The sequence below is a fragment of the Vibrio aestuarianus genome, from assembly GCF_012395185.1.
GTDB lineage: Bacteria > Pseudomonadota > Gammaproteobacteria > Enterobacterales > Vibrionaceae > Vibrio > Vibrio aestuarianus.
On record NZ_JAAZTU010000014.1, the window covers coordinates 1 to 18,793 of the forward strand.

An 18,793-nucleotide genomic window follows, 5' to 3' on the forward strand; every position below is an offset into this window, starting at 1 on the left:
ATAACCCACTGTTTCCAGTGGGTTATCTCTTGAATGTGGCGGAGAGATAGGGATTTGAACCCTAGAAGGGCTACAAACCCTTGCCGGTTTTCAAGACCGGTGCTTTCGACCACTCAGCCATCTCTCCGTGTTGTTGCGCATATTAGCGATACTGTTTTCACTTGTAAAGTGCCAAAATGACCGTTTGGTTGTTTTGTGTGCGCTTAATGGTGTTTTTTATCAAAAGGTATATATTTTTTATATAAAAAAGAGAGCCGAAGCCCTCTTTTCTAGGTGTATGGTCGGACTGAGAGGATTTGAACCTCCGACCCCCGACACCCCATGACGGTGCGCTACCAAGCTGCGCTACAGTCCGATTTGCGTAATTTACTCATTTTTCTTTTTATCGTCAAGAGACAATAGTTCTAACAGCTTGATTTAATTATCTTTAGCATAAAAACGCTGCAGTTCGGTTAAGCCTTGCATCAGCACTGGTAGCGTTGGGCTGGTATTGCTCTGGCGCTGATAGTTTTCATCAAATAGCTTGAAGTTGCCAAATTTGTCGATAACCGTGGTTTGCTTTGCAGTGATGAGCGCTAATTCTCTTGAGTCTCCAGCCAAAATCCACTTTCTCTTGCTTTCATTAAACAAGTTTCTGCCACTGCTAAAATCGGTTGGGTTAGAAGAAACTCCTAGTAGATCTTGAAGCAGAGTTACTGAAAAATCGAGGTGACTTGAGCGATGTGAATATTCCCCTGCGACTTTACCAGGCCAATGGATAATCATCGGAACCTGTAATTGGTAGCGGCTGTAGTTGCTATTTGCGCCCCAACTATTGGTTTTAGTCTCATTAAATTCGGCGCCATGATTAGAAGTGATCACGACAACAGTATTTGCTTGCAGTTGTAATTCTTCTAGCTTGTTAAACAGTAGTCCGAGTTCTTTGTCAGCGGAATTTGCCGAGTTATTATAGCCAGCTCTTAAACGGTCACTGGTACTACTTTCGGTCGGTGATTCATCAAAATCATTAAAGTTATCAACCGTAGTAAGTTCCAAGTAACTAAACCAAGGTTTATTTGCCTGTTGTGGCACCCATTTCGCCCAGCGTTCAATAGTTTGTTCGTCATGACTACTGTTTTTGTTGAATGGTGCTTTTGATACATTCAGGTTTCTGAATACCGTCTCTTCATAGAGTGAGTCATCAAAATTATCACCACTGAACAGACCAAATTGGTAGTTTTGCTGCTGAAGAACATTAATCAATATTGGTGATTCACCTTGAGAGCGAAGACTGCTTGCATAACTACTAGGCAGACCGTAAAAGAGGCCAAAAATACCAAACATATCATTACTTGAACTGTAATGATTATTGAATTTCAAGTTTTGGCTGGCAAATTGATAAGCACTTGGCATGATCTCTGGTGTCAATACATCGCTTCTTAAATTGTTCACGCTAACGAGTAAAATGTTCAGGTTATTGGCTCTGCGTTCAAATTTAAGTGGTTCGATAGGGTAACGAACCAGGTCAACATTATCAGGCTTGTCTTTTAAGCGTTTTAGATATTCGTCACGGTTAAATAACCCATGCTCTTCCATGAATGATTTTGCTGTCATTGGATAGGAAAGAGGAAAATTCGATTTTTGACTGGTCACAGAACTTTCTAAATAAGCGTCAGACCAAACGTATATCAAATGGCTAGTAATAAAGCTTACAAAAAAGACAGCTGCGATTGGGCGACCAACGTGCTTGTGTGATAATTTTCTTTGTTTACGCCACACCCATTCGGACAAGCCAAGCTGCAACAGAAAAATGAGCGGCATGACAACAAATAAATGTTGCAAGTCAGCGCTGATCGTACTGGCTTCATCGGTAAACAGTAACTCCCATACTATTGGGGTCAAATGGAGATTGATTGCTTGGTAGGCTTGAGTGTCGATCAATAAAGTCGTTAAGCCTAGGGTAGCAAAGCAAACCGCTACAAAACGAAATAGTTTGCGTGACGGAATGACAAATGTCAGAGGAAATAGCACGAGTAGATAGAGAGCGAAAACAAGAAACCCAAAATGCCCAACCCATGAAAACGCCAGGTAAAATTGCCCCAGCAAGGTTTCAGGCCATGGTGATTGGACAATGTATCGAGTACCAATAAGCATCGCTGCTATTATGTTGAAGAAAGCAAACCAATGCCCCCAACCAACCAAACGTGATACGCGTTCACCGTATGTATTTTCGCTATCTACCATGTGATTTCTATCTATACATTCTTATTAGTGGGTGTTGTCTTCTAGAGACGACATTAAAGCATGAGCAAATTTTTCAGCAATCGTCTTGCGTTGTGAAGCTGCAACGTTCTGGTTTAAGACATTGGTTGCAATATTTCCCGCAATCATAAGAGTGAGCTCTGGAGAGGCACTGTGTTTTTCGAGAATGGCAGCAACCTCAGTCAAAATCGTTTCAATTTTCTCGTCGCTGTATTTAGATGTAATTGGCATAAAGACTCTAATGATGATAGTAAAAGCGGCTTATGATAACCTACAATGCCTTACAACTGAAACCAGAACGATGATAATTTCACTATGAGCCTTCACCTTACCAACGTGATTTTGCACCAACTGAGCAAAAATGAACAAGACGAGCTGGTTGTTAAGTACCGCTCACAATCTTTAGATAATGATACTTCCACAGAAAACCTAGTCGCAGAGCTGCATCGCGTATTTAACTCGAAGGCAGGTAAAGGCTTTGGTTCGTTTAAATCTGACAGTGATTTTCAAACTTGGTTGCAGGAACTTCGCCAAGGTGAGCGTAATTTTTATGATTTTTCTCAAGTTAGTGCCCAGAGACTAAAAGAAGAATTGTCAAAATATCCTTTTGCCGATGAAGGTATTTTAGTGATGGCTGAATATCAGTCTCTCGCGACCGATTACTTATTTATCGGGATCCTGCCTCTTAACCAAAGTTTGAAAGTGACTGAAGGTTTGGATATTAGTGCCACCGATTATCTCGATATTAGCAAAATGGATATTGTTGCTCGTATTGACTTATCCAGCTTTGAAACCGACAAAGAATCGAATCGTTACCTTGCTTATATCAAAGGGCGTGTAGGGCGCAAAGTATCTGATTTCTTTTTAGATTTTCTGCAAGCTGATGTAGGTTTAGATACCAAGGTTCAAAACCAAGTATTGATGCAAGCGGTGCAAGATTTCTGCTCTGATTCTAAGCTAGAAAAAGATGAAGCGATAAATTACAAAAAGCAAGTGTACGACTACTGTAACGAACAGATTAAAGCAGGCGAAGAGATTCAAGTTCGCGAGTTGTCTGGTGAACTGTTACCAAGCCAAGATGGAACCAGTTTCCTAGAGTATACTGCAGCGCATGGCTATGATCTTGAAGACAGTTTTCCCGGTGATCGTTCTACCGTACGTAAGCTAACTAAATTTGTTGGTGCTGGTGGGGGACTAAATGTTAGCTTTGATAGCCTGTTGCTGGGTGAGCGTATTTTTTACGACCCAGAGACGGACACGTTGACCATCAAAGGGACACCGCCTAACCTACGTGATCAACTAACACGAAATCGCTAAAAACTGATGAGAAGGAGAGCTTGAGATGGCTCTCTTTTTTTGTCATCGTTTTAATCGGTAACAGAGCAGGCTCACTACTTTAGGTATATGCTTGTATTTAATTGTAAATTAGATGTGGTAGCGCAAGTGTTTGGTTATAGGAAATGGAATGGTATTAAAGTCAGATATTATCTGTTGATCCTTTTCGGTTGGGCAGCTTTGATTGGTACTGTTTATTGGCAGAACCATTCCAGTTACCAAACAATGTCAGCAGTAGAAGAGCTCGGCAATAGCGTTGATGAATTAAGAAGCTCACTTTATTTCAAAGAACCGTACCGTTCCGCTCGTGCTAATGACTTGGCTTTGAATATTCAGTTACTCTATTCGCTACGTTTACAGCTTGAGGTGGAGCACCGGGTACATCTTTTTCAGCCTGATATTCAGCAACTGTTGCACGTAACAGATCGATATATCCAATTAACAAGATCTTATTTGTCGATTGAGTTAAAGATTCAAGAGTTAGTTGAACAGTTGAAGTTATTGCGTGATAAGCCGACTACTCCCCCAGAAGTACAACAAAAATATACGACTTTGGGTGCCTATGTATTTGAAGCGATGTTTAGCGATATGGAGCAAAATCCTCAAATATATCGCACATTAGATAGGCTCTATGTTGAAGCTCAACAGTTGCCTCTAGCGCAAAAGCAAGAATTAGAGCAGTCGTTAGCACAAGCTTCGGAACTACTGAACCAATATGCCCAAGGAGCCTATTTAGTACAGAACTTATTGCGTCATTCTATCTATCAACAAATTACCCATGTTGAGGATCAATATCATTATTTGCTCAAATCATATGGTTATGTGATCACCGCTATTAGTGCCATCGCAATGTTGTTGATGGGCTGGTTGTTAAGCATTTCGAGTCAAGTGGCGGTAAGCTCGGAAACGGTTGAGCCAGATGAAGAAGGAACCGTTGTAAAAGAACCTAACGTACAGAAGGCTGAGGTAAATGAAGTTATTGATACGGCAGCGTTAACGCCTAAATATGCTGAGTCAAAGGTGGATGTGCAGCAGATGCTAGATGCCCTAAATGGAGATAACGATTCAGTACAAATGTTACTCGGTGTCTTTATTCAAGATCATAGTCAAGATGCAGAGCAACTTGAGTCGTTAATTCATTCCGATAGAAAAGGGGCTCGAAGGCGAGTACATAGCTTAAAAAGTGTGGCAGCAAATTTAGGTGCTGAAGGTTTAAAGCAGATCTCGTATGAGATTGAACAGGTGTTAGATAACGGTTCAATACCTAGTGAAGAACAACTTCACCTTTTGGCTAAATATCTATCTTCTGCCATTGAGAGTGCGCGGCTTCATTTAGACAAATAACAAATAAAAAGCTGAGCACCAAAATGGGCTCAGCTTTTTATTTGTGAAACAGATTTCTTAGCTAAACGGACTGTTTTTTTAAGCTGAGTTCGGCAAGTTCTTCATCGGTTTCTGTTGGTGTTGTAGGGTCACACTTATCAACGAACCAACCCATATATGAGGTAAATATGGTGACGATGATGCACACAAAACTTAACCACATGAAGGGCGCATAAGAAAGAGTTGCAACACCTAAAATACTCGCCATGTATATACCATTATCACTCCATGGAACCATGCCTGAAGTTAAGGTGCCACCAAATTCGGCATTACGTGATAGATTCTTGCGTTGGTAACCTAATCGGTCGTAGTTTTTCGCGCAGATTTTAGGCGTCAGTATCAAGGATACATACATTGCAGAGCCGAAAACGTTACCCATAAATGCCGTACCAATTGTGCTAGTAGCCAGAGAACCTGCGCTTGTTACACGGCGCTCGAATAGCTTAGCTATGGTTTCTAAAACTCCAACTTTATCCAGTAAACCACCAAATCCAAGACCAAATACGATCACAGCGACTGAGCCTAACATTGATGACATACCGCCACGGTTTAGTATCGAGTCGATAAAATCAACGCCAGATTCAATGCTATAAGGAGCCCAAGCGGTATTGAAAGCGCGTAGGAAATCGACATCTTGGATCATCACCGCCCAAATAATACCAAGCAATGAGCCGAAGCTAATGACAGGGAAAGACGGCATACGCATAGCCAACAGGCCAAGGACAATCAATACAGGAACAAATGAATACGGCGTAATGTAGAATTGTGTCTCCATGGCTTTAATAACACCTTGAACCTGAGACATATCGACATTACCTGCGTAATGGAAGCCAAACAGTGTAAACATGATGCCAGTAATGATGTAGCTGATTAAAGCAATGGGCAGCATCCCTTTGATATGCTCCATGACTTCAACGTTCGACATTGATGAAGCAAGAATCACTGAATCTGACAACGGTGACATCTTATCGCCAAAATAGCAGCCAGATAGTACAGCACCAGCAGTTATTGGCGCAGGAACACCTAGACCTTGTCCAATACCCATCATTGCAATGCCGGCTGTACCTGCTGCGCCCCATGATGTACCAGTCGCTAACGCAGTCAGAGAGCAGATAATCATTGTGGCAAGAAGGAAAATCGAAGGATGTATTGCCTGAAGGCCATAATAAATGATGGTTGGTACGATTCCGCCAGAGATCCAAGTCCCCACTAGTGCACCAACGGCTAAAAGTATTAACACAGCGCCTAAGCCGTTAGAAATACCATTAAGTGCTGCTTTTTCTAAATCTTTATATTGGTGACCCAATCTAACACCCAACACAATGATGATAAACCAACCAATATATAGAGCGAGTTGGATAGGTAAATCGAGTTGAGCAGTAAACGAAAATGCGAGTAATAGGAATAAGCCTAGCGCAATAATAACTTGCATTATGCTTGGCAGGCGTTGGGGGACTTGCGTCATAAAAGAGCCTCTTGTCAGATTTATGAGCCAAAGGCATCTTCATGCCCTCACTGAGTTCGCCTGCACTTTACATCACCCAGAATAATATATCGACATTAAACCTCTCGTATGTGATTCATGTCGTCTGCATCGTTAATGAATAGCATTAAATGTTGCTTTTGGTTAAAGTTAATAGAGCGAAATGTTTTGTAACATGGTTTTATTGTGTAACAAGAGCGTGATAATTTAGCGTCTGGTTTATTATTAAATTCTGAATAACGACTTAAATGGTGATTTCCTAACTCTTGGCCATTTTTGGTGAATAAGGGGTATTTCAGAACAAAAAGTGATGATTTTTACCAAGAAAGTCTTGAGATTTTATGCTGAACCACTTATAGATGGTGGGGTACATTTTTTTACTTTTTTAGATACACGGAGAGTTAGCGCGATGAGAGTAGGTTTAGTTGGTTGGCGTGGTATGGTCGGTTCTGTATTGATGCAGCGTATGGTTGAAGAAAAAGACTTCGATCTGATTGAGCCTGTTTTTTACAGTACATCCCAAATCGGTATTCCTGCCCCTTCTTTAGGAAAAGAAGCGGGTCTTCTGCAAGACGCCTACGATATTGATAGCCTAAAACAACTCGATGCGGTGATTACTTGCCAGGGTGGTAGCTATACTGAAAAGGTTTACCCGGCATTACGACAAGCGGGTTGGAAAGGGTATTGGATCGATGCGGCATCCACCCTCCGTATGAACAAAGAATCCATCATCACTTTAGATCCTGTTAACTTAGCACAAATCCAGCAAGGCATTCATTCTGGCACCAACACGTTTGTTGGCGGTAACTGCACCGTCAGCCTAATGTTAATGGGCTTAGGTGGTCTGTATGAAAAAGGTCTTGTCGAGTGGACTAGTGCCATGACTTATCAGGCGGCCTCTGGCGCAGGCGCGCAGAATATGCGCGAGCTTATTTCACAAATGGGCGTTATTAATGATTCAGTCAGCTCAGAGCTTGCAAATCCATCAAGCTCTATTTTGGACATTGATAGAAAAGTTGCGGAAACCATGCGTTCGTCTTCTTTCCCAACGGATCAATTCGGTGCGCCACTAGCAGGTTCTCTTATCCCTTGGATTGACGTTAAACGTGATAATGGTCAAAGCAAAGAAGAGTGGAAAGCGGGCGTTGAAGCGAACAAAATCCTCGGTCTTCAATCTTCACCAATCCCAATCGATGGCACCTGTGTGCGAATCGGTGCAATGCGTTGTCACTCTCAAGCATTGACGATTAAGCTAAAGCAAAATGTGCCAATGGACGAGATTGAAGAGATGATTGCTACCCACAATGATTGGGTTAAAGTGATTCCAAATGATCGTGATATTACCGTTCAAGAACTAAGCCCAGCAAAAGTGACGGGTACATTGTCAATTCCTGTTGGCCGCTTGCGTAAAATGGCAATGGGTGATGATTTCTTAAATGCCTTTACGGTTGGTGACCAACTCTTGTGGGGTGCTGCTGAGCCATTACGCCGTACTTTACGCATTATCCTGGCTGAAAAGAAATAAGTATTGTTTTTCAGAAAAACGTATTCTACCGAGAGCGCCTAAAGGCGCTCTTCTTTTTGATGGCTCTCAATTGGAACGACTCTCTTCTCTGGATCTGCTAGTTGGCTACCACAATGCTTGCAAAATAAGGCGTCTGATTCATGACCGCTTTGTGAACAATTTGGGCATTTGACTAACTGGCGGTGTGAGTGCATTTCATTATTCAGTTCAGCGGTAATGATGCCGGTTGGTACTGCCAGAATCGAATACCCTAATAGCATCGTCATTGCGGCAATACCTTGGCCTAGTGCAGTTTTGGGAACCAAATCGCCATAACCAACGGTGGTAATCGTCACAATCGCCCAGTAAATACTTTCGGGTATGCTGTTAAATCCGTGCTCTGGCCCTTCAATCACAAAAATTAACGCGCCAAATATAGTCACAAGAATGGCAACTGCACTGAAAAATATGAATATTTTTCTTTTTGCCATCATTAATGAACGAAGCAAAATATTTGAATCTTGTAAATAACGAACCAGCTTGAGGATGCGGAAAATACGCAACACACGCAGTAGGCGAATTACGCCCATAAACGAGGCGCCAGGGAAGAAAAATGCAATATACGTAGGCAAAATAGCAAGAAGGTCTACAACGCCATAAAAACTTTTTGCGTAAGCACTAGGCTTTGGTGAACAGTACAACCTCAGCAGGTATTCGAGTGTGAACAGCGTGGTAAATGCATACTCACCATATCGTAGCCATGATCCCCATACCTGAGCTACTTCGGGGATTGACTCCAAAATGAGTATCGATAGAGATATCATGATTGCAATGATCAGTGATAAATCAAAAGCCCGGCCCGCTTTGGTATGAGTACCAAAAATGATGATGTAAAGGTGATGCTTAATAGATTGCTGAGACATGATATTGCGACACAGTAGGTAGGTCGCAATATCATAGCGTTAATAGAGTGTTACGCCAATCCTGGGAACAAGTTTCTTAATCCGTTAGCGATGAACTCGATACCAAGTGCACCGAGAATTAAGCCCATAATCCGCGTAATTACGTTAATCCCTGTTTGACCTAGCAGTCTGACAATGTATGGCGCTGAGCGAAACAGCATCCATGAGCACAAACTAAACACAATAATGGTAATGGCGATCCCGACGGTATCAAACAGGCTTGGATAACGTGAACCATAAACGATGGTCGAACTGATGGCACCTGGGCCAGCCATTAATGGCATGGCAAGAGGTACTACCCCAATTTGCTCGCGGCTAATGTATTCAGATTTTTCTTGTTTGTTCTGCTTATCTTCACCTAACTTACCACTCATCATTGAAAACGCGATGCTTAACAAAAGCAGACCACCGGCAACACGGAATGAGTCGAGTGAAATACTGAACATATCTAAAAGAAGCTGCCCAGCGAGAAGCGAAACAATTAAGATCACAGCAACAGCAATATTCGCAGTAGCGGCTGTTTTGTGCTTTTCTTCTTGTGTCATGTGCCCCGTTAGGGACACAAAAATAGGCATAATACCGACAGGGTTAACTGCGGCGACTAAACCTAAGAAAAACTGTAAGAAAATGGCTAGCTCAATGGTTTGCATGGCGTCAGTCTCGGAGCGATCACTTAGATGAAATATTTCGTACGTAATGTAAGCCAAACCAGAGAATATCACGAATGAAAAAAACTAAAGTTATTGGCGTTTCATTGCTGAGAAAAACTAATTCGACACAGCTAATGTTTGTGAATTGTTTTTGACATGAGGGCTAAAGGTGCTAGTTTTTACACAATTGTTAACATCTGCACATTTTTAATAAAATATAGAGCTGTCGGTGGTGCTTAAAGCGATAGTCGATATACTGTTAGTAGCACGTAAAAGGCGATGAATTTTGCCTGTATTGTTCAAAAATGAAACTTTTTTACAAAATGTTTTAGCTTTTAAATTTTTTGTTGTTCAAATGAAGCTTTTTTAATCATGTGACTCATTGTTGTTTTGTTTTTATTTTTCAATGATTTAATTGTTGTTTTTGTTGGGCTTTACCCCTAAGTGGGTAATTAATTTTTCAGAACTGATCTGAGTCAATTTTTTTCATACCCTGAAATATTATACTCAGTCCTGAAAGCAATTTACTAAGTCTACGATTACTTAAGTCATTGAGAGAATTAACCCTTAGAGACTGTGTGCTTAATAAAGAGTTTTTAATTTTTCTATTTTTAGGAGATCCACTATGCCTGTAACAAATTTGGCTGAACTTGATGCACTCGTAGCTCGCGTAAAAGCAGCTCAAGCAGAATTCGCTACTTACTCTCAAGAGCAAGTAGATAAAATTTTCCGCGCAGCATCATTAGCAGCTAACCAAGCTCGTATTCCTCTAGCGCAACAAGCGGTAGCAGAATCTGGCATGGGTATTGTTGAAGATAAAGTAATCAAGAACCACTTTGCGTCTGAGTTCATTTACAACAAATACAAAGACGAAAAAACGTGTGGCATTCTTGAAGAAAACGAAGAGTTCGGCACAATGACTATCGCTGAACCAGTTGGCATTATCTGTGGTATCGTTCCAACCACTAACCCAACTTCTACCGCTATCTTCAAATCTCTAATCTCTCTTAAAACTCGCAACGGTATCATCTTCTCACCGCACCCACGTGCTAAGAACTCGACTAACGATGCTGCGAAACTTGTTTTGGATGCAGCAGTAGCTGCGGGTGCACCAAAAGACATCATTGGTTGGATTGATCAACCGTCTGTAGAACTTTCTAATGCACTTATGAAGCACGATGGCATTGCTCTTATCCTTGCAACTGGTGGTCCAGGCATGGTTAAAGCTGCTTACTCTTCTGGTAAGCCAGCTATCGGTGTTGGTGCAGGTAACGTTCCTGTTGTTATTGATGAAACTGCGGATATCAAACGTGCAGTAGCTTCTGTTCTTATGTCAAAAACATTTGATAACGGTGTAGTTTGTGCTTCTGAGCAAGCGGTTATCGTTATGGATGAAGTTTATGATGAAGTGAAAGAGCGTTTCGCAACTCATAAAGCTCATGTATTAAGCAAAGCTGACGCTGATAAGGTACGTAAAGTACTGCTTATCGACGGTGCACTAAACGCGAAAATTGTAGGTCAACCAGCAACAGCAATCGCTGAAATGGCTGGCGTTAAAGTACCTGCTGATACTAAGATCCTTGTTGGTGAAGGTATTGGTGAAGTTTCTTACGATGACGAATTCGCTCATGAGAAATTGTCTCCAACTCTTGGTATGTTCCGCGCGTCTTCTTTCGAAAACGCAGTAGAGCAAGCTGTGAAAATGGTTGAGATTGGTGGTATCGGTCACACATCAGGCCTGTACACTAACCAAGATATCAATGCTGATCGCATCCGTTACTTCGGCGACAAAATGAAGACCGCACGTATTCTTGTAAACATCCCAACTACTCACGGTGGTATCGGTGACCTTTACAACTTTAACGTTGCACCTTCTCTAACTCTTGGTTGTGGTTCATGGGGTGGTAACTCTATCTCTGAGAACGTAGGTCCTAAGCACCTTATCAACAAGAAAACTGTAGCGAAGCGAGCTGAAAATATGTTGTGGCACAAACTACCTAAGTCTATCTACTTCCGTCGTGGTAGCCTTCCAATCGCAATGAGCGATCTTGAAGGTAAGAAACGTGCATTCCTAGTAACTGACCGTTTCCTATTCAACAACGGCTACGCGGATGAAATCGTTAAACTTCTTAAAGCTCAAGGCATTGAAGTTCAAACATTCTTTGATGTAGAAGCAGATCCTACTCTATCAATCGTAGAGAAAGGCGCTGAAGCAATGAAGAGCTTCCAACCCGACGTGATTCTTGCTCTAGGTGGTGGTTCACCAATGGATGCAGCTAAAATCATGTGGGTTATGTACGAGCACCCAGAAACTCACTTTGAAGAACTAGCAATGCGCTTTATGGATATCCGTAAGCGTATCTACAAGTTCCCTAAAATGGGTCAAAAAGCTGAGCTTGTATGTATTACTACAACTTCAGGTACAGGTTCAGAAGTTACACCATTCGCGGTTGTTACAGACGATAAAACTGGTGCTAAATACCCACTAGCTGACTACGAACTAACTCCTAACATGGCTATCGTTGATGCGAACCTTGTTATGAACATGCCTAAGTCTCTAACTGCGTTTGGTGGTTACGATGCAGTAACTCACGCACTAGAAGCTTATGTGTCAGTTCTAGCGAACGAATACTCAGACGGTCAAGCTCTACAAGCACTTAAGATGCTTAAAGAGTACCTACCATCTAGCTACGCAAATGGTGCAAACGACCCAATCGCTCGTGAAAAAGTACACAATGCGGCTACTATCGCTGGTATTGCGTTTGCGAATGCTTTCCTAGGTGTGTGTCACTCAATGGCTCACAAAGTCGGTGCTGAATTCCACGTACCACACGGCCTAGCTAACGCACTACTTATCTCTAACGTTGTACGTTACAACGCGAACGATAACCCAACTAAACAAACGGCATTCTCTCAGTACGCAAGCCCACAAGCTCGTCGTCGTTACGCTGAAGTTGCTGACCACTTAGGCCTAAGCCAAGCTGGTGACCGCACTGCTCAGAAGATTGAACGTCTACTAGCATGGTTGGAAGAGCTGAAAATTGCACTAGATATCCCGCTATCAATTCAAGCAGCTGGTGTTCCAGAAGCTGACTTCCTAGCGAAACTAGACCAACTATCAGTTGAAGCGTTTGATGACCAATGTACAGGTGCTAACCCACGTTACCCACTAATCAGTGAGTTGAAAGAAGTTCTAACCGCTTCTTACTACGGTAAAGCATTCGTTGAAGGCGAAACATTTGAAGGCACTACAGTAATTAAGAAAACTGAAGAGCCAAAAGCAAAGAAAGCTAAAAAGTAAGTAATACTTTTATGAGTTGTTTTCGCTAGCACGTAACATCTCTAGTAATCACGAGCCCTACCATTTGGTAGGGCTTTTTTTATTTCTAATTATCATGTGGTTATGCTTATTGCTTTATCCCCACATTACCAAAATGGCAGCAAGAGCAACAAGCATGAGTCCAAACCCATCTTTTATCTTTATTTTTTGTTTTAGCCAAAACACAGAAATTAGCATCGTAAAAAATATTTCAATTTGCCCGAGTGTTTTTACGTAAGGAACTGCTTGCAATGACATGGCGCTAAACCAACCAATTGAGCCAATACAGCTGCTTGTACTGGTTAATAAAGTGAGTTTAGGACGCATCCATAACTGCGTTAAGGTGTGTTTGTCTGCAATGAATAGATAAGTAGTGAGTAGCAAGGTTTGTTGTGAGATAACCAGTAACAACACCCAGGCAGCGCTGTGAGGAAATGGTAGCCCAAGTGATAAGCTTGCTTCGCGTATCCACAACGAGGTAAGAGCAAAAGCACTACCACTTCCTAGTCCTAGTAAAATGGTCATTAGCGACATTTTTCGCAGGTTGCCCTGAGTGCTCATTAAGAAAACCCCGCCCCCACCGATGATGACGCCTAACCAGCCCCAAAACGATAAGTTAGTACCAAAAAATATCATGCCTAAAATTGCGGCGACTAGTGCTTCACTTTTTGCTAGACCTGCACCGACTGCATAGTTATTAAACTTAAATAATTTAACCATCAGTGCAGTCGCGACAATTTGCATCAGCGCAGCAGCGACAATAAAGGTAATGAATGTAGATGAAAAGGTAGGCATTACGGTCGGTTGTAAGCCATACAAAAAAGCAAGATAGAGTGCTGCAATTGGGCTAGCCCATAAAAAACGAGCAAGGGTGACGCCGGTGGTGCTTACTTCACCAGCGAGGCGGCTTTGGAATGCGTTACGCCAAGACTGCATAAAAGCAGCCAGAAAGGTGAAAAAAATCCAATTCATTGAATAGTCCAGTCCATGATGCAAGAACATCATGCTATGGGACGCTGGAATCTTCAGCAAGTGAAAAGTAATAAGGCTTCCATCGGAAGCCTTATTCTTAAGAGAAGATGTGTAAGTTAGCCAGCTAAAACATCGGTGGCAACTTTGTAGCTAGGATCTTCTTTTACATTAATTTCAACCAAGCTACCTGCTTTATGTAACAGAGCTCGACAATCTTGGCTTAAATGTCGTAAATGCAACGTTTTCCCAAGCGCAGTATATCTTTCGGCGATCGTTTCAATGGCTTCAATTGCTGAATGGTCAGCTACTCGTGAGCGTGCGAAATCAACGATGACATCCTGTGGGTCGTTTTGTGCATCAAATAACTCAAGGAAGTTTGCTGCAGAGCCAAAGAAGATAGGTCCATTAATATGATAAACCTTAGAGCCTTCAGCATTGATTTGGCTACTGGCGTAAATATGTTTTGCGTGTTCCCATGCAAACATTAGTGCTGATGTAATCACACCGACTGCCACAGCGATGGCTAAATCAGTGAGTACCGTTACTACCGTTACCAATACAATGACAAAGAAGTCCTGCTTCGGTACGCGGCGAGCAAGTTTAAACGTTGCCCATTCGAAGGTTCCAATCACGACCATAAACATCACACCAACCAGTGCAGCTAGCGGGATCATCTCAATCAGTGCTGAAGCGAATAAAATAAAGCACAACAGCATCACTGCCGCCACTATACCAGATAGGCGTCCGCGACCGCCCGAGTTTACGTTGATCATCGATTGACCGATCATCGCACAACCACCCATTGCGCCAAACATTGAACAAGTGACATTAGCTAAACCTTGACCGACACATTCACGATTTGACTGGCCGCGAGTGTTCGTCATTTCATCCAATACTGTAAGTGTAAGCAAGGATTCAATTAAACCAATTGCGGCTAAAATAATTGAATAAGGAAGAATGATTTGTAGCGTTTCCCAAGTGAACGGTACGCTTGGAATTGCGAATGTTGGTAAGGTTCCAGCAAGCGTTGCTGCTTCATTTCCAGACATTGTGCGTAAGAAATCCACCACAGTTCGTGTGTCTAAACCCAGACCTTGGACCAATAGCGTGATGGTCACAATAGCCACTAACGAAGAAGGGACGGCTGTTGTTAGTTTAGGTAAGAAATGAATAATCGCCATGGTTAGAGCAACCAGCCCCAGCATTAGGAACATTTGATCGCTTGGCAACCAACTAAGTGCCCCCGATAAATCTGGCGCTTTAAATTGACCAAGTTGAGCTAAGAAGATCACAATTGCCAAGCCATTGACGAAGCCAATCATCACAGGGTGAGGCACCATGCGAATAAACTTACCTAACTTGAAGATACCAGCGGTAATTTGCAGCAGCCCTGCAAATAAGATTGCCGCAAAAAGATATTGGACACCATGGGTTGCAACTAGGCTTACCATTACCACGGCCATAGCGCCAGTTGCGCCAGAAATCATACCAGGGCGGCCGCCAAAAATAGAAGTGATCAGACCAACAATAAAGGCGGCATATAGTCCAACCATTGGGTCAACACCAGCAACAAAGGCAAAAGCTACAGCTTCTGGAACCAGAGCAAGGGCAACGGTTAAACCAGAAAGCACATCATTTTTTACAGAGTGCTTAGAAAATTTTGGAAATTCGAACATGAGTACTCAGTGTTTGCGAATAATGAATGTAGTCCAACCGTCCACTCTTAAATGTAATCCAAGCAAAATGTATTAAAAAAGAGCAATGGAGTAAGAGAAACGTCGTCGGCTCGAAGCGGGGAATGCTACAGAAAACTGTGATTAAGTTCAATAATGAAGCAAGTATTGAATCATATTTGTGGTAAATAGTTTCCTCGAGATAAATAAAAAGGGCTGCAATAAAGCAGCCCTTTCGATGGTATAGCTAATGCTAAATGCTTTGAGGTTTACTCATTGCTGAGCCTGCTTGGCTACGGGCAACTTGACTGCCTGCACCACGAGCTTCATAGCGTTCTGAACGCAATGGAGCCGAAACCACTTCAATCTCTTTTAGTTCGTTTGAACCTGGCGCTTTTGCCATCGGTGCACAAGCATGAGCTTTAATGGTTTTAGGTAGTGAAATGTTTGAAGTTGCCGCTGGTTTTTCAACCAGTTCTGGAGTTTTAACTTCTTTTACCGTCGCTATTTCAGCTACTTCCACTGGTTGTGGTGTTTCAACAACAACCTCAACAGGTGCTTGTACTGGCGTTTCAGCTTTTGGTTCTGCGGCGCTGCGAATAATCACTTTACCCATTGCCATTTCTGGACATGCGAAGCCACCGATGACCTTAGTGGTAGTATCTGCTACAACTGTTGCTACGGTTTCAACAACCGGAGCTTCAACTTTCTCTTCTTGGCGAGGTGCTTGAGTTGGAGCTTTAGCTAGGTCATAACGAGGCATCACTTTACCCATCGCCATTTCTGGTGATGCAACTCCACCTTTACGAAGGCGGAATGGGTTAGGGCGACGGTCACGACCGCGACGACGGCGTTGACCACTTGCACGTAAGTGACGAGGTGAACGACGATTACGGCGCTGATTTTGCTCATCTTTGTTATTGGCATCATCAGACACAACCGTTGTTGGCTCAGTGGCTTTGACTGACTCGGCTTTCACAGTTTCGATGGCTTCAGCAACAGTCGCTGTATCTTGTGAAGCGCTGGCTACTACTGCTTCTTTTGCAGCGGCTTGATCTTTCACTCGAACTTGTTTATTCAGTTTACGGCGCTGACGGCGTTCTTTAACTTTGGCCGTTTTTTCTTCGGTCTTAACATCTTTTTGTTCAGCTTGTTGTGCTTCTACTGCAAGTTGCTGACCTTGTTCTGCAAGTTTTTCTGTTTTTAGGTCATCGCGCTTATTACGACGATCTTGTCGTGGTTTACGAGTTTGCGGTTTGCTCTGTTCAGCCGGAGTTACTTCTTTTTCAGAAGTACTTTCAGCAGCAACAGGCTTGCGCTTATTCTTGTCACGATTAGCATTATCGCGGTTATTGCGGCGACGTTGGTCGTTGCGGTCACGACGTTGACGTGGTTGTTGGCTACGTTTGTTTTCTGGTTTTTCTTGCTCTTTTTCTGTGCTCTTTTCTTCAACAGGTGCAGAGAATAGGCTGCCGATAGCTTTAAATATACGACTGAATAAACCAGGTTTAGCACTTTCTTCAACCACGTTTTCTTTTACAACAGGTTGAGCCGCTTTTGGCGCTGGAGCTGGGGCTGCTTGCGCTTGAGCTGGTGCAGCAAAGCCTTTCAGCGCTGGCTCTTCAATGCGTTTTGGTCTGAAATCTGCCTCTGAAGGTTCTTTACTTTCGGCTTCTTTTAGAGCTTCAAGCTTTTTAGGTACCATATAAGACAGGATGTCTTGCTCTTCACCTTCGCGAACACGGATAACCTCGAAATGAGGAGTTTCCATATCAGAATTTGGAACAATAGTGATATTAACTTCTTGGATGCGTTCGATATGGCTGATAGAGCGGCGTTTCTCATTCAGCAAGTAAGAGGCGATAGGAACTGGTACCACCGCTAAAACTTGCGCAGTGTTATCTTTTAACGCTTCTTCTTCGATCAAACGTAGTACAGATAGCGCTAGAGACTCATTATCACGAACAACACCAGTGCCAGAACAACGAGGACAGATATGATGGCTTGCCTCTGCTAGTGATGGGCTTAGACGTTGGCGAGACATTTCAAGCAGACCAAAGCGAGAAATACGACCAATTTGAACTCGAGCTCTGTCAAGGCGAACAGCATCGCGTAAGCGGTTTTCAACTTCACGTTGATGGCGCACTGGAGTCATATCAATGAAGTCAATAACGACTAGACCACCTAAATCACGTAGGCGCAATTGGCGAGCAATTTCGTCTGCAGCTTCTAAGTTGGTATTGAGAGCCGTTTCTTCAATATCTCCGCCTTTAGTAGCGCGAGCAGAGTTGATATCAATAGAGGTCAGTGCTTCAGTCGGGTCGATGACGATCGAACCACCAGATGGTAGGCGAACTTCTCGTTGGAAAGCCGACTCAATTTGGCTTTCGATTTGGTAATGACTAAATAGTGGCACTTCACCATCGTATTTTTTAACACGGCTGACAAAATCTGGGCGCACTAACTGAATATGCTCAAGAGCACGTTCATAAATAGTATTGCTATCAATGAGGATTTCGCCGATGTCGCGGCGTAAATAGTCGCGAATGGCACGTACAATAACGTTACTTTCTTGGTGGATAAGTAATGGTGCAGGGTGCAGTTCTGAGGCTTGTTTAATTGCACTCCAGTGGTTAAGTAGAACGTTTAGATCCCACTCAAGTTCTTCTGCACTTTTACCTACACCTGCCGTACGAACAATTAAACCCATACCTTGAGGTAATTCAAGAGTACTTAGTGCTGCTTTTAGTTCGGTACGCTCGTCGCCTTCGATACGGCGTGAAATACCGCCAGCACGAGGGTTATTAGGCATCAGAACTAAGTAACTGCCAGCAAGAGAAACAAAAGTAGTTAACGCAGCGCCTTTGCTACCTCGCTCTTCTTTTTCTACTTGAACAATGACTTCTTGACCTTCTCTAAGCACTTCTTTAATGCTTGGGCGGCCTTGATAGGTATAACCTTCTGGGAAGTATTCGCGAGCAATTTCTTTGAGAGGAAGGAAGCCGTGACGTTCAGCGCCGTAATCTACAAAAGCAGCTTCTAAACTTGGTTCAACACGGGTGATACGTCCTTTATAGATATTCGCTTTTTTGGATTCATGTCCTGGACTCTCGATGTCTAGATCAAAAAGTCGCTGGCCATCTACCAACGCAACACGCAACTCTTCTTTTTGAGTGGCGTTAATTAACATTCTTTTCATTTAAAAATCTCGTTATCTTTCTTTAGTTTTGATTATTGATCTTGTTGCTTCGGTTCGTTTTCACGGTGCCAG

Annotated in this window: 12 protein-coding genes and 2 tRNA genes; 4 read left to right on the plus strand and 10 right to left on the minus strand. The window is 42.7% G+C overall.

Annotated features, from left to right (window positions below; genetic code table 11):
- Positions 1-36 precede the first annotated feature (36 nt).
- The 4 genes from HGG78_RS08445 to HGG78_RS08460 form a co-directional block, all read right to left on the minus strand.
- Positions 37-127, minus strand: a tRNA-Ser gene (locus HGG78_RS08445).
- Between the two features lie 151 nt (positions 128-278).
- A tRNA-Pro gene (locus tag HGG78_RS08450) sits at positions 279-355 on the minus strand.
- A 62-nt stretch (positions 356-417) separates the two neighbouring features.
- On the minus strand, positions 418-2,223 hold the full coding sequence (locus tag HGG78_RS08455; RefSeq protein WP_172532624.1) for a DUF3413 domain-containing protein: 1,806 nt from the start codon (positions 2,221-2,223) through the stop codon (positions 418-420).
- Positions 2,224-2,247: 24 nt separating this feature from the next.
- Positions 2,248-2,472 carry a YejL family protein gene (locus HGG78_RS08460; RefSeq protein ID WP_053311775.1) on the minus strand — a complete coding sequence of 75 codons (225 nt, stop codon included), beginning with the start codon at positions 2,470-2,472 and terminating at the stop codon, positions 2,248-2,250.
- A gap of 84 nt (positions 2,473-2,556) precedes the next feature.
- Here HGG78_RS08460 and yejK point away from each other — a divergent pair, with 84 nt between their 5' ends.
- Both yejK and HGG78_RS08470 read left to right on the plus strand, forming a co-directional pair.
- A complete protein-coding gene (gene yejK, locus HGG78_RS08465) occupies positions 2,557-3,558 on the plus strand; it encodes a nucleoid-associated protein YejK (RefSeq protein WP_172532625.1) in 1,002 nt (333 codons plus the stop codon).
- Positions 3,559-3,645: 87 nt separating this feature from the next.
- On the plus strand, positions 3,646-4,920 hold the full coding sequence (locus HGG78_RS08470; RefSeq protein WP_254068174.1) for an Hpt domain-containing protein: 1,275 nt from the start codon (positions 3,646-3,648) through the stop codon (positions 4,918-4,920).
- 61 nt (positions 4,921-4,981) lie between these two features.
- On the opposite strand, the gene nhaC is transcribed toward HGG78_RS08470, so the two are convergent.
- Positions 4,982-6,424, minus strand: coding sequence for a Na+/H+ antiporter NhaC (gene nhaC / locus HGG78_RS08475; RefSeq protein ID WP_168521536.1), 1,443 nt, complete (start codon positions 6,422-6,424; stop codon positions 4,982-4,984).
- 427 nt (positions 6,425-6,851) lie between these two features.
- On the opposite strand from nhaC, the gene asd reads away from it, so the two are divergent.
- The gene (gene asd, locus HGG78_RS08480; protein WP_172532626.1) at positions 6,852-7,967 is read left to right on the plus strand and encodes an aspartate-semialdehyde dehydrogenase; all 1,116 of its coding nucleotides are present in this window, start codon (positions 6,852-6,854) and stop codon (positions 7,965-7,967) included.
- 38 nt (positions 7,968-8,005) lie between these two features.
- On the opposite strand, the gene HGG78_RS08485 is transcribed toward asd, so the two are convergent.
- Positions 8,006-8,869, minus strand: a complete 864-nt coding sequence (locus HGG78_RS08485; protein ID WP_168521538.1) for an ion transporter — start codon at positions 8,867-8,869, stop codon at positions 8,006-8,008.
- 50 nt (positions 8,870-8,919) lie between these two features.
- On the minus strand, positions 8,920-9,558 hold the full coding sequence (locus HGG78_RS08490; RefSeq protein ID WP_053311770.1) for a YchE family NAAT transporter: 639 nt from the start codon (positions 9,556-9,558) through the stop codon (positions 8,920-8,922).
- Positions 9,559-10,183: 625 nt separating this feature from the next.
- Here HGG78_RS08490 and adhE point away from each other — a divergent pair.
- The gene (gene adhE / locus HGG78_RS08495; RefSeq protein ID WP_053311769.1) at positions 10,184-12,859 is read left to right on the plus strand and encodes a bifunctional acetaldehyde-CoA/alcohol dehydrogenase; all 2,676 of its coding nucleotides are present in this window, start codon (positions 10,184-10,186) and stop codon (positions 12,857-12,859) included.
- Positions 12,860-12,973: 114 nt separating this feature from the next.
- Here the strand turns inward: adhE and HGG78_RS08500 are convergent, their stop codons facing one another.
- From HGG78_RS08500 to rne, 3 genes are all read right to left on the minus strand, one after another.
- Positions 12,974-13,849, minus strand: coding sequence for a DMT family transporter (locus HGG78_RS08500; RefSeq protein ID WP_172532627.1), 876 nt, complete (start codon positions 13,847-13,849; stop codon positions 12,974-12,976).
- Positions 13,850-13,965: 116 nt separating this feature from the next.
- Complete coding sequence (locus HGG78_RS08505) at positions 13,966-15,525, minus strand: SulP family inorganic anion transporter (protein WP_053311767.1); 1,560 nt, start codon at positions 15,523-15,525, stop codon at positions 13,966-13,968.
- Between the two features lie 250 nt (positions 15,526-15,775).
- Positions 15,776-18,721 (minus strand): ribonuclease E, encoded by a 2,946-nt coding sequence (gene rne, locus HGG78_RS08510; protein WP_172532628.1) that lies wholly within the window; start codon positions 18,719-18,721, stop codon positions 15,776-15,778.
- Positions 18,722-18,793 lie beyond the last annotated feature (72 nt).

Excerpts from the sequence above, each read along its gene's own strand:
- HGG78_RS08455 (WP_172532624.1), bottom strand. The coding sequence starts at position 2,223 with ATGGTAGATAGCGAAAATACATACGGTGAACGCGTATCACGTTTGGTT.
- HGG78_RS08460 (WP_053311775.1), bottom strand. The coding sequence starts at position 2,472 with ATGCCAATTACATCTAAATACAGCGACGAGAAAATTGAAACGATTTTG.
- yejK (WP_172532625.1), top strand. The coding sequence starts at position 2,557 with ATGAGCCTTCACCTTACCAACGTGATTTTGCACCAACTGAGCAAAAAT.
- HGG78_RS08470 (WP_254068174.1), top strand. The coding sequence starts at position 3,646 with ATGCTTGTATTTAATTGTAAATTAGATGTGGTAGCGCAAGTGTTTGGT.
- nhaC (WP_168521536.1), bottom strand. The coding sequence starts at position 6,424 with ATGACGCAAGTCCCCCAACGCCTGCCAAGCATAATGCAAGTTATTATT.
- asd (WP_172532626.1), top strand. The coding sequence starts at position 6,852 with ATGAGAGTAGGTTTAGTTGGTTGGCGTGGTATGGTCGGTTCTGTATTG.
- HGG78_RS08485 (WP_168521538.1), bottom strand. The coding sequence starts at position 8,869 with ATGTCTCAGCAATCTATTAAGCATCACCTTTACATCATCATTTTTGGT.
- HGG78_RS08490 (WP_053311770.1), bottom strand. The coding sequence starts at position 9,558 with ATGCAAACCATTGAGCTAGCCATTTTCTTACAGTTTTTCTTAGGTTTA.
- adhE (WP_053311769.1), top strand. The coding sequence starts at position 10,184 with ATGCCTGTAACAAATTTGGCTGAACTTGATGCACTCGTAGCTCGCGTA.
- HGG78_RS08500 (WP_172532627.1), bottom strand. The coding sequence starts at position 13,849 with ATGAATTGGATTTTTTTCACCTTTCTGGCTGCTTTTATGCAGTCTTGG.
- HGG78_RS08505 (WP_053311767.1), bottom strand. The coding sequence starts at position 15,525 with ATGTTCGAATTTCCAAAATTTTCTAAGCACTCTGTAAAAAATGATGTG.
- rne (WP_172532628.1), bottom strand. The coding sequence starts at position 18,721 with ATGAAAAGAATGTTAATTAACGCCACTCAAAAAGAAGAGTTGCGTGTT.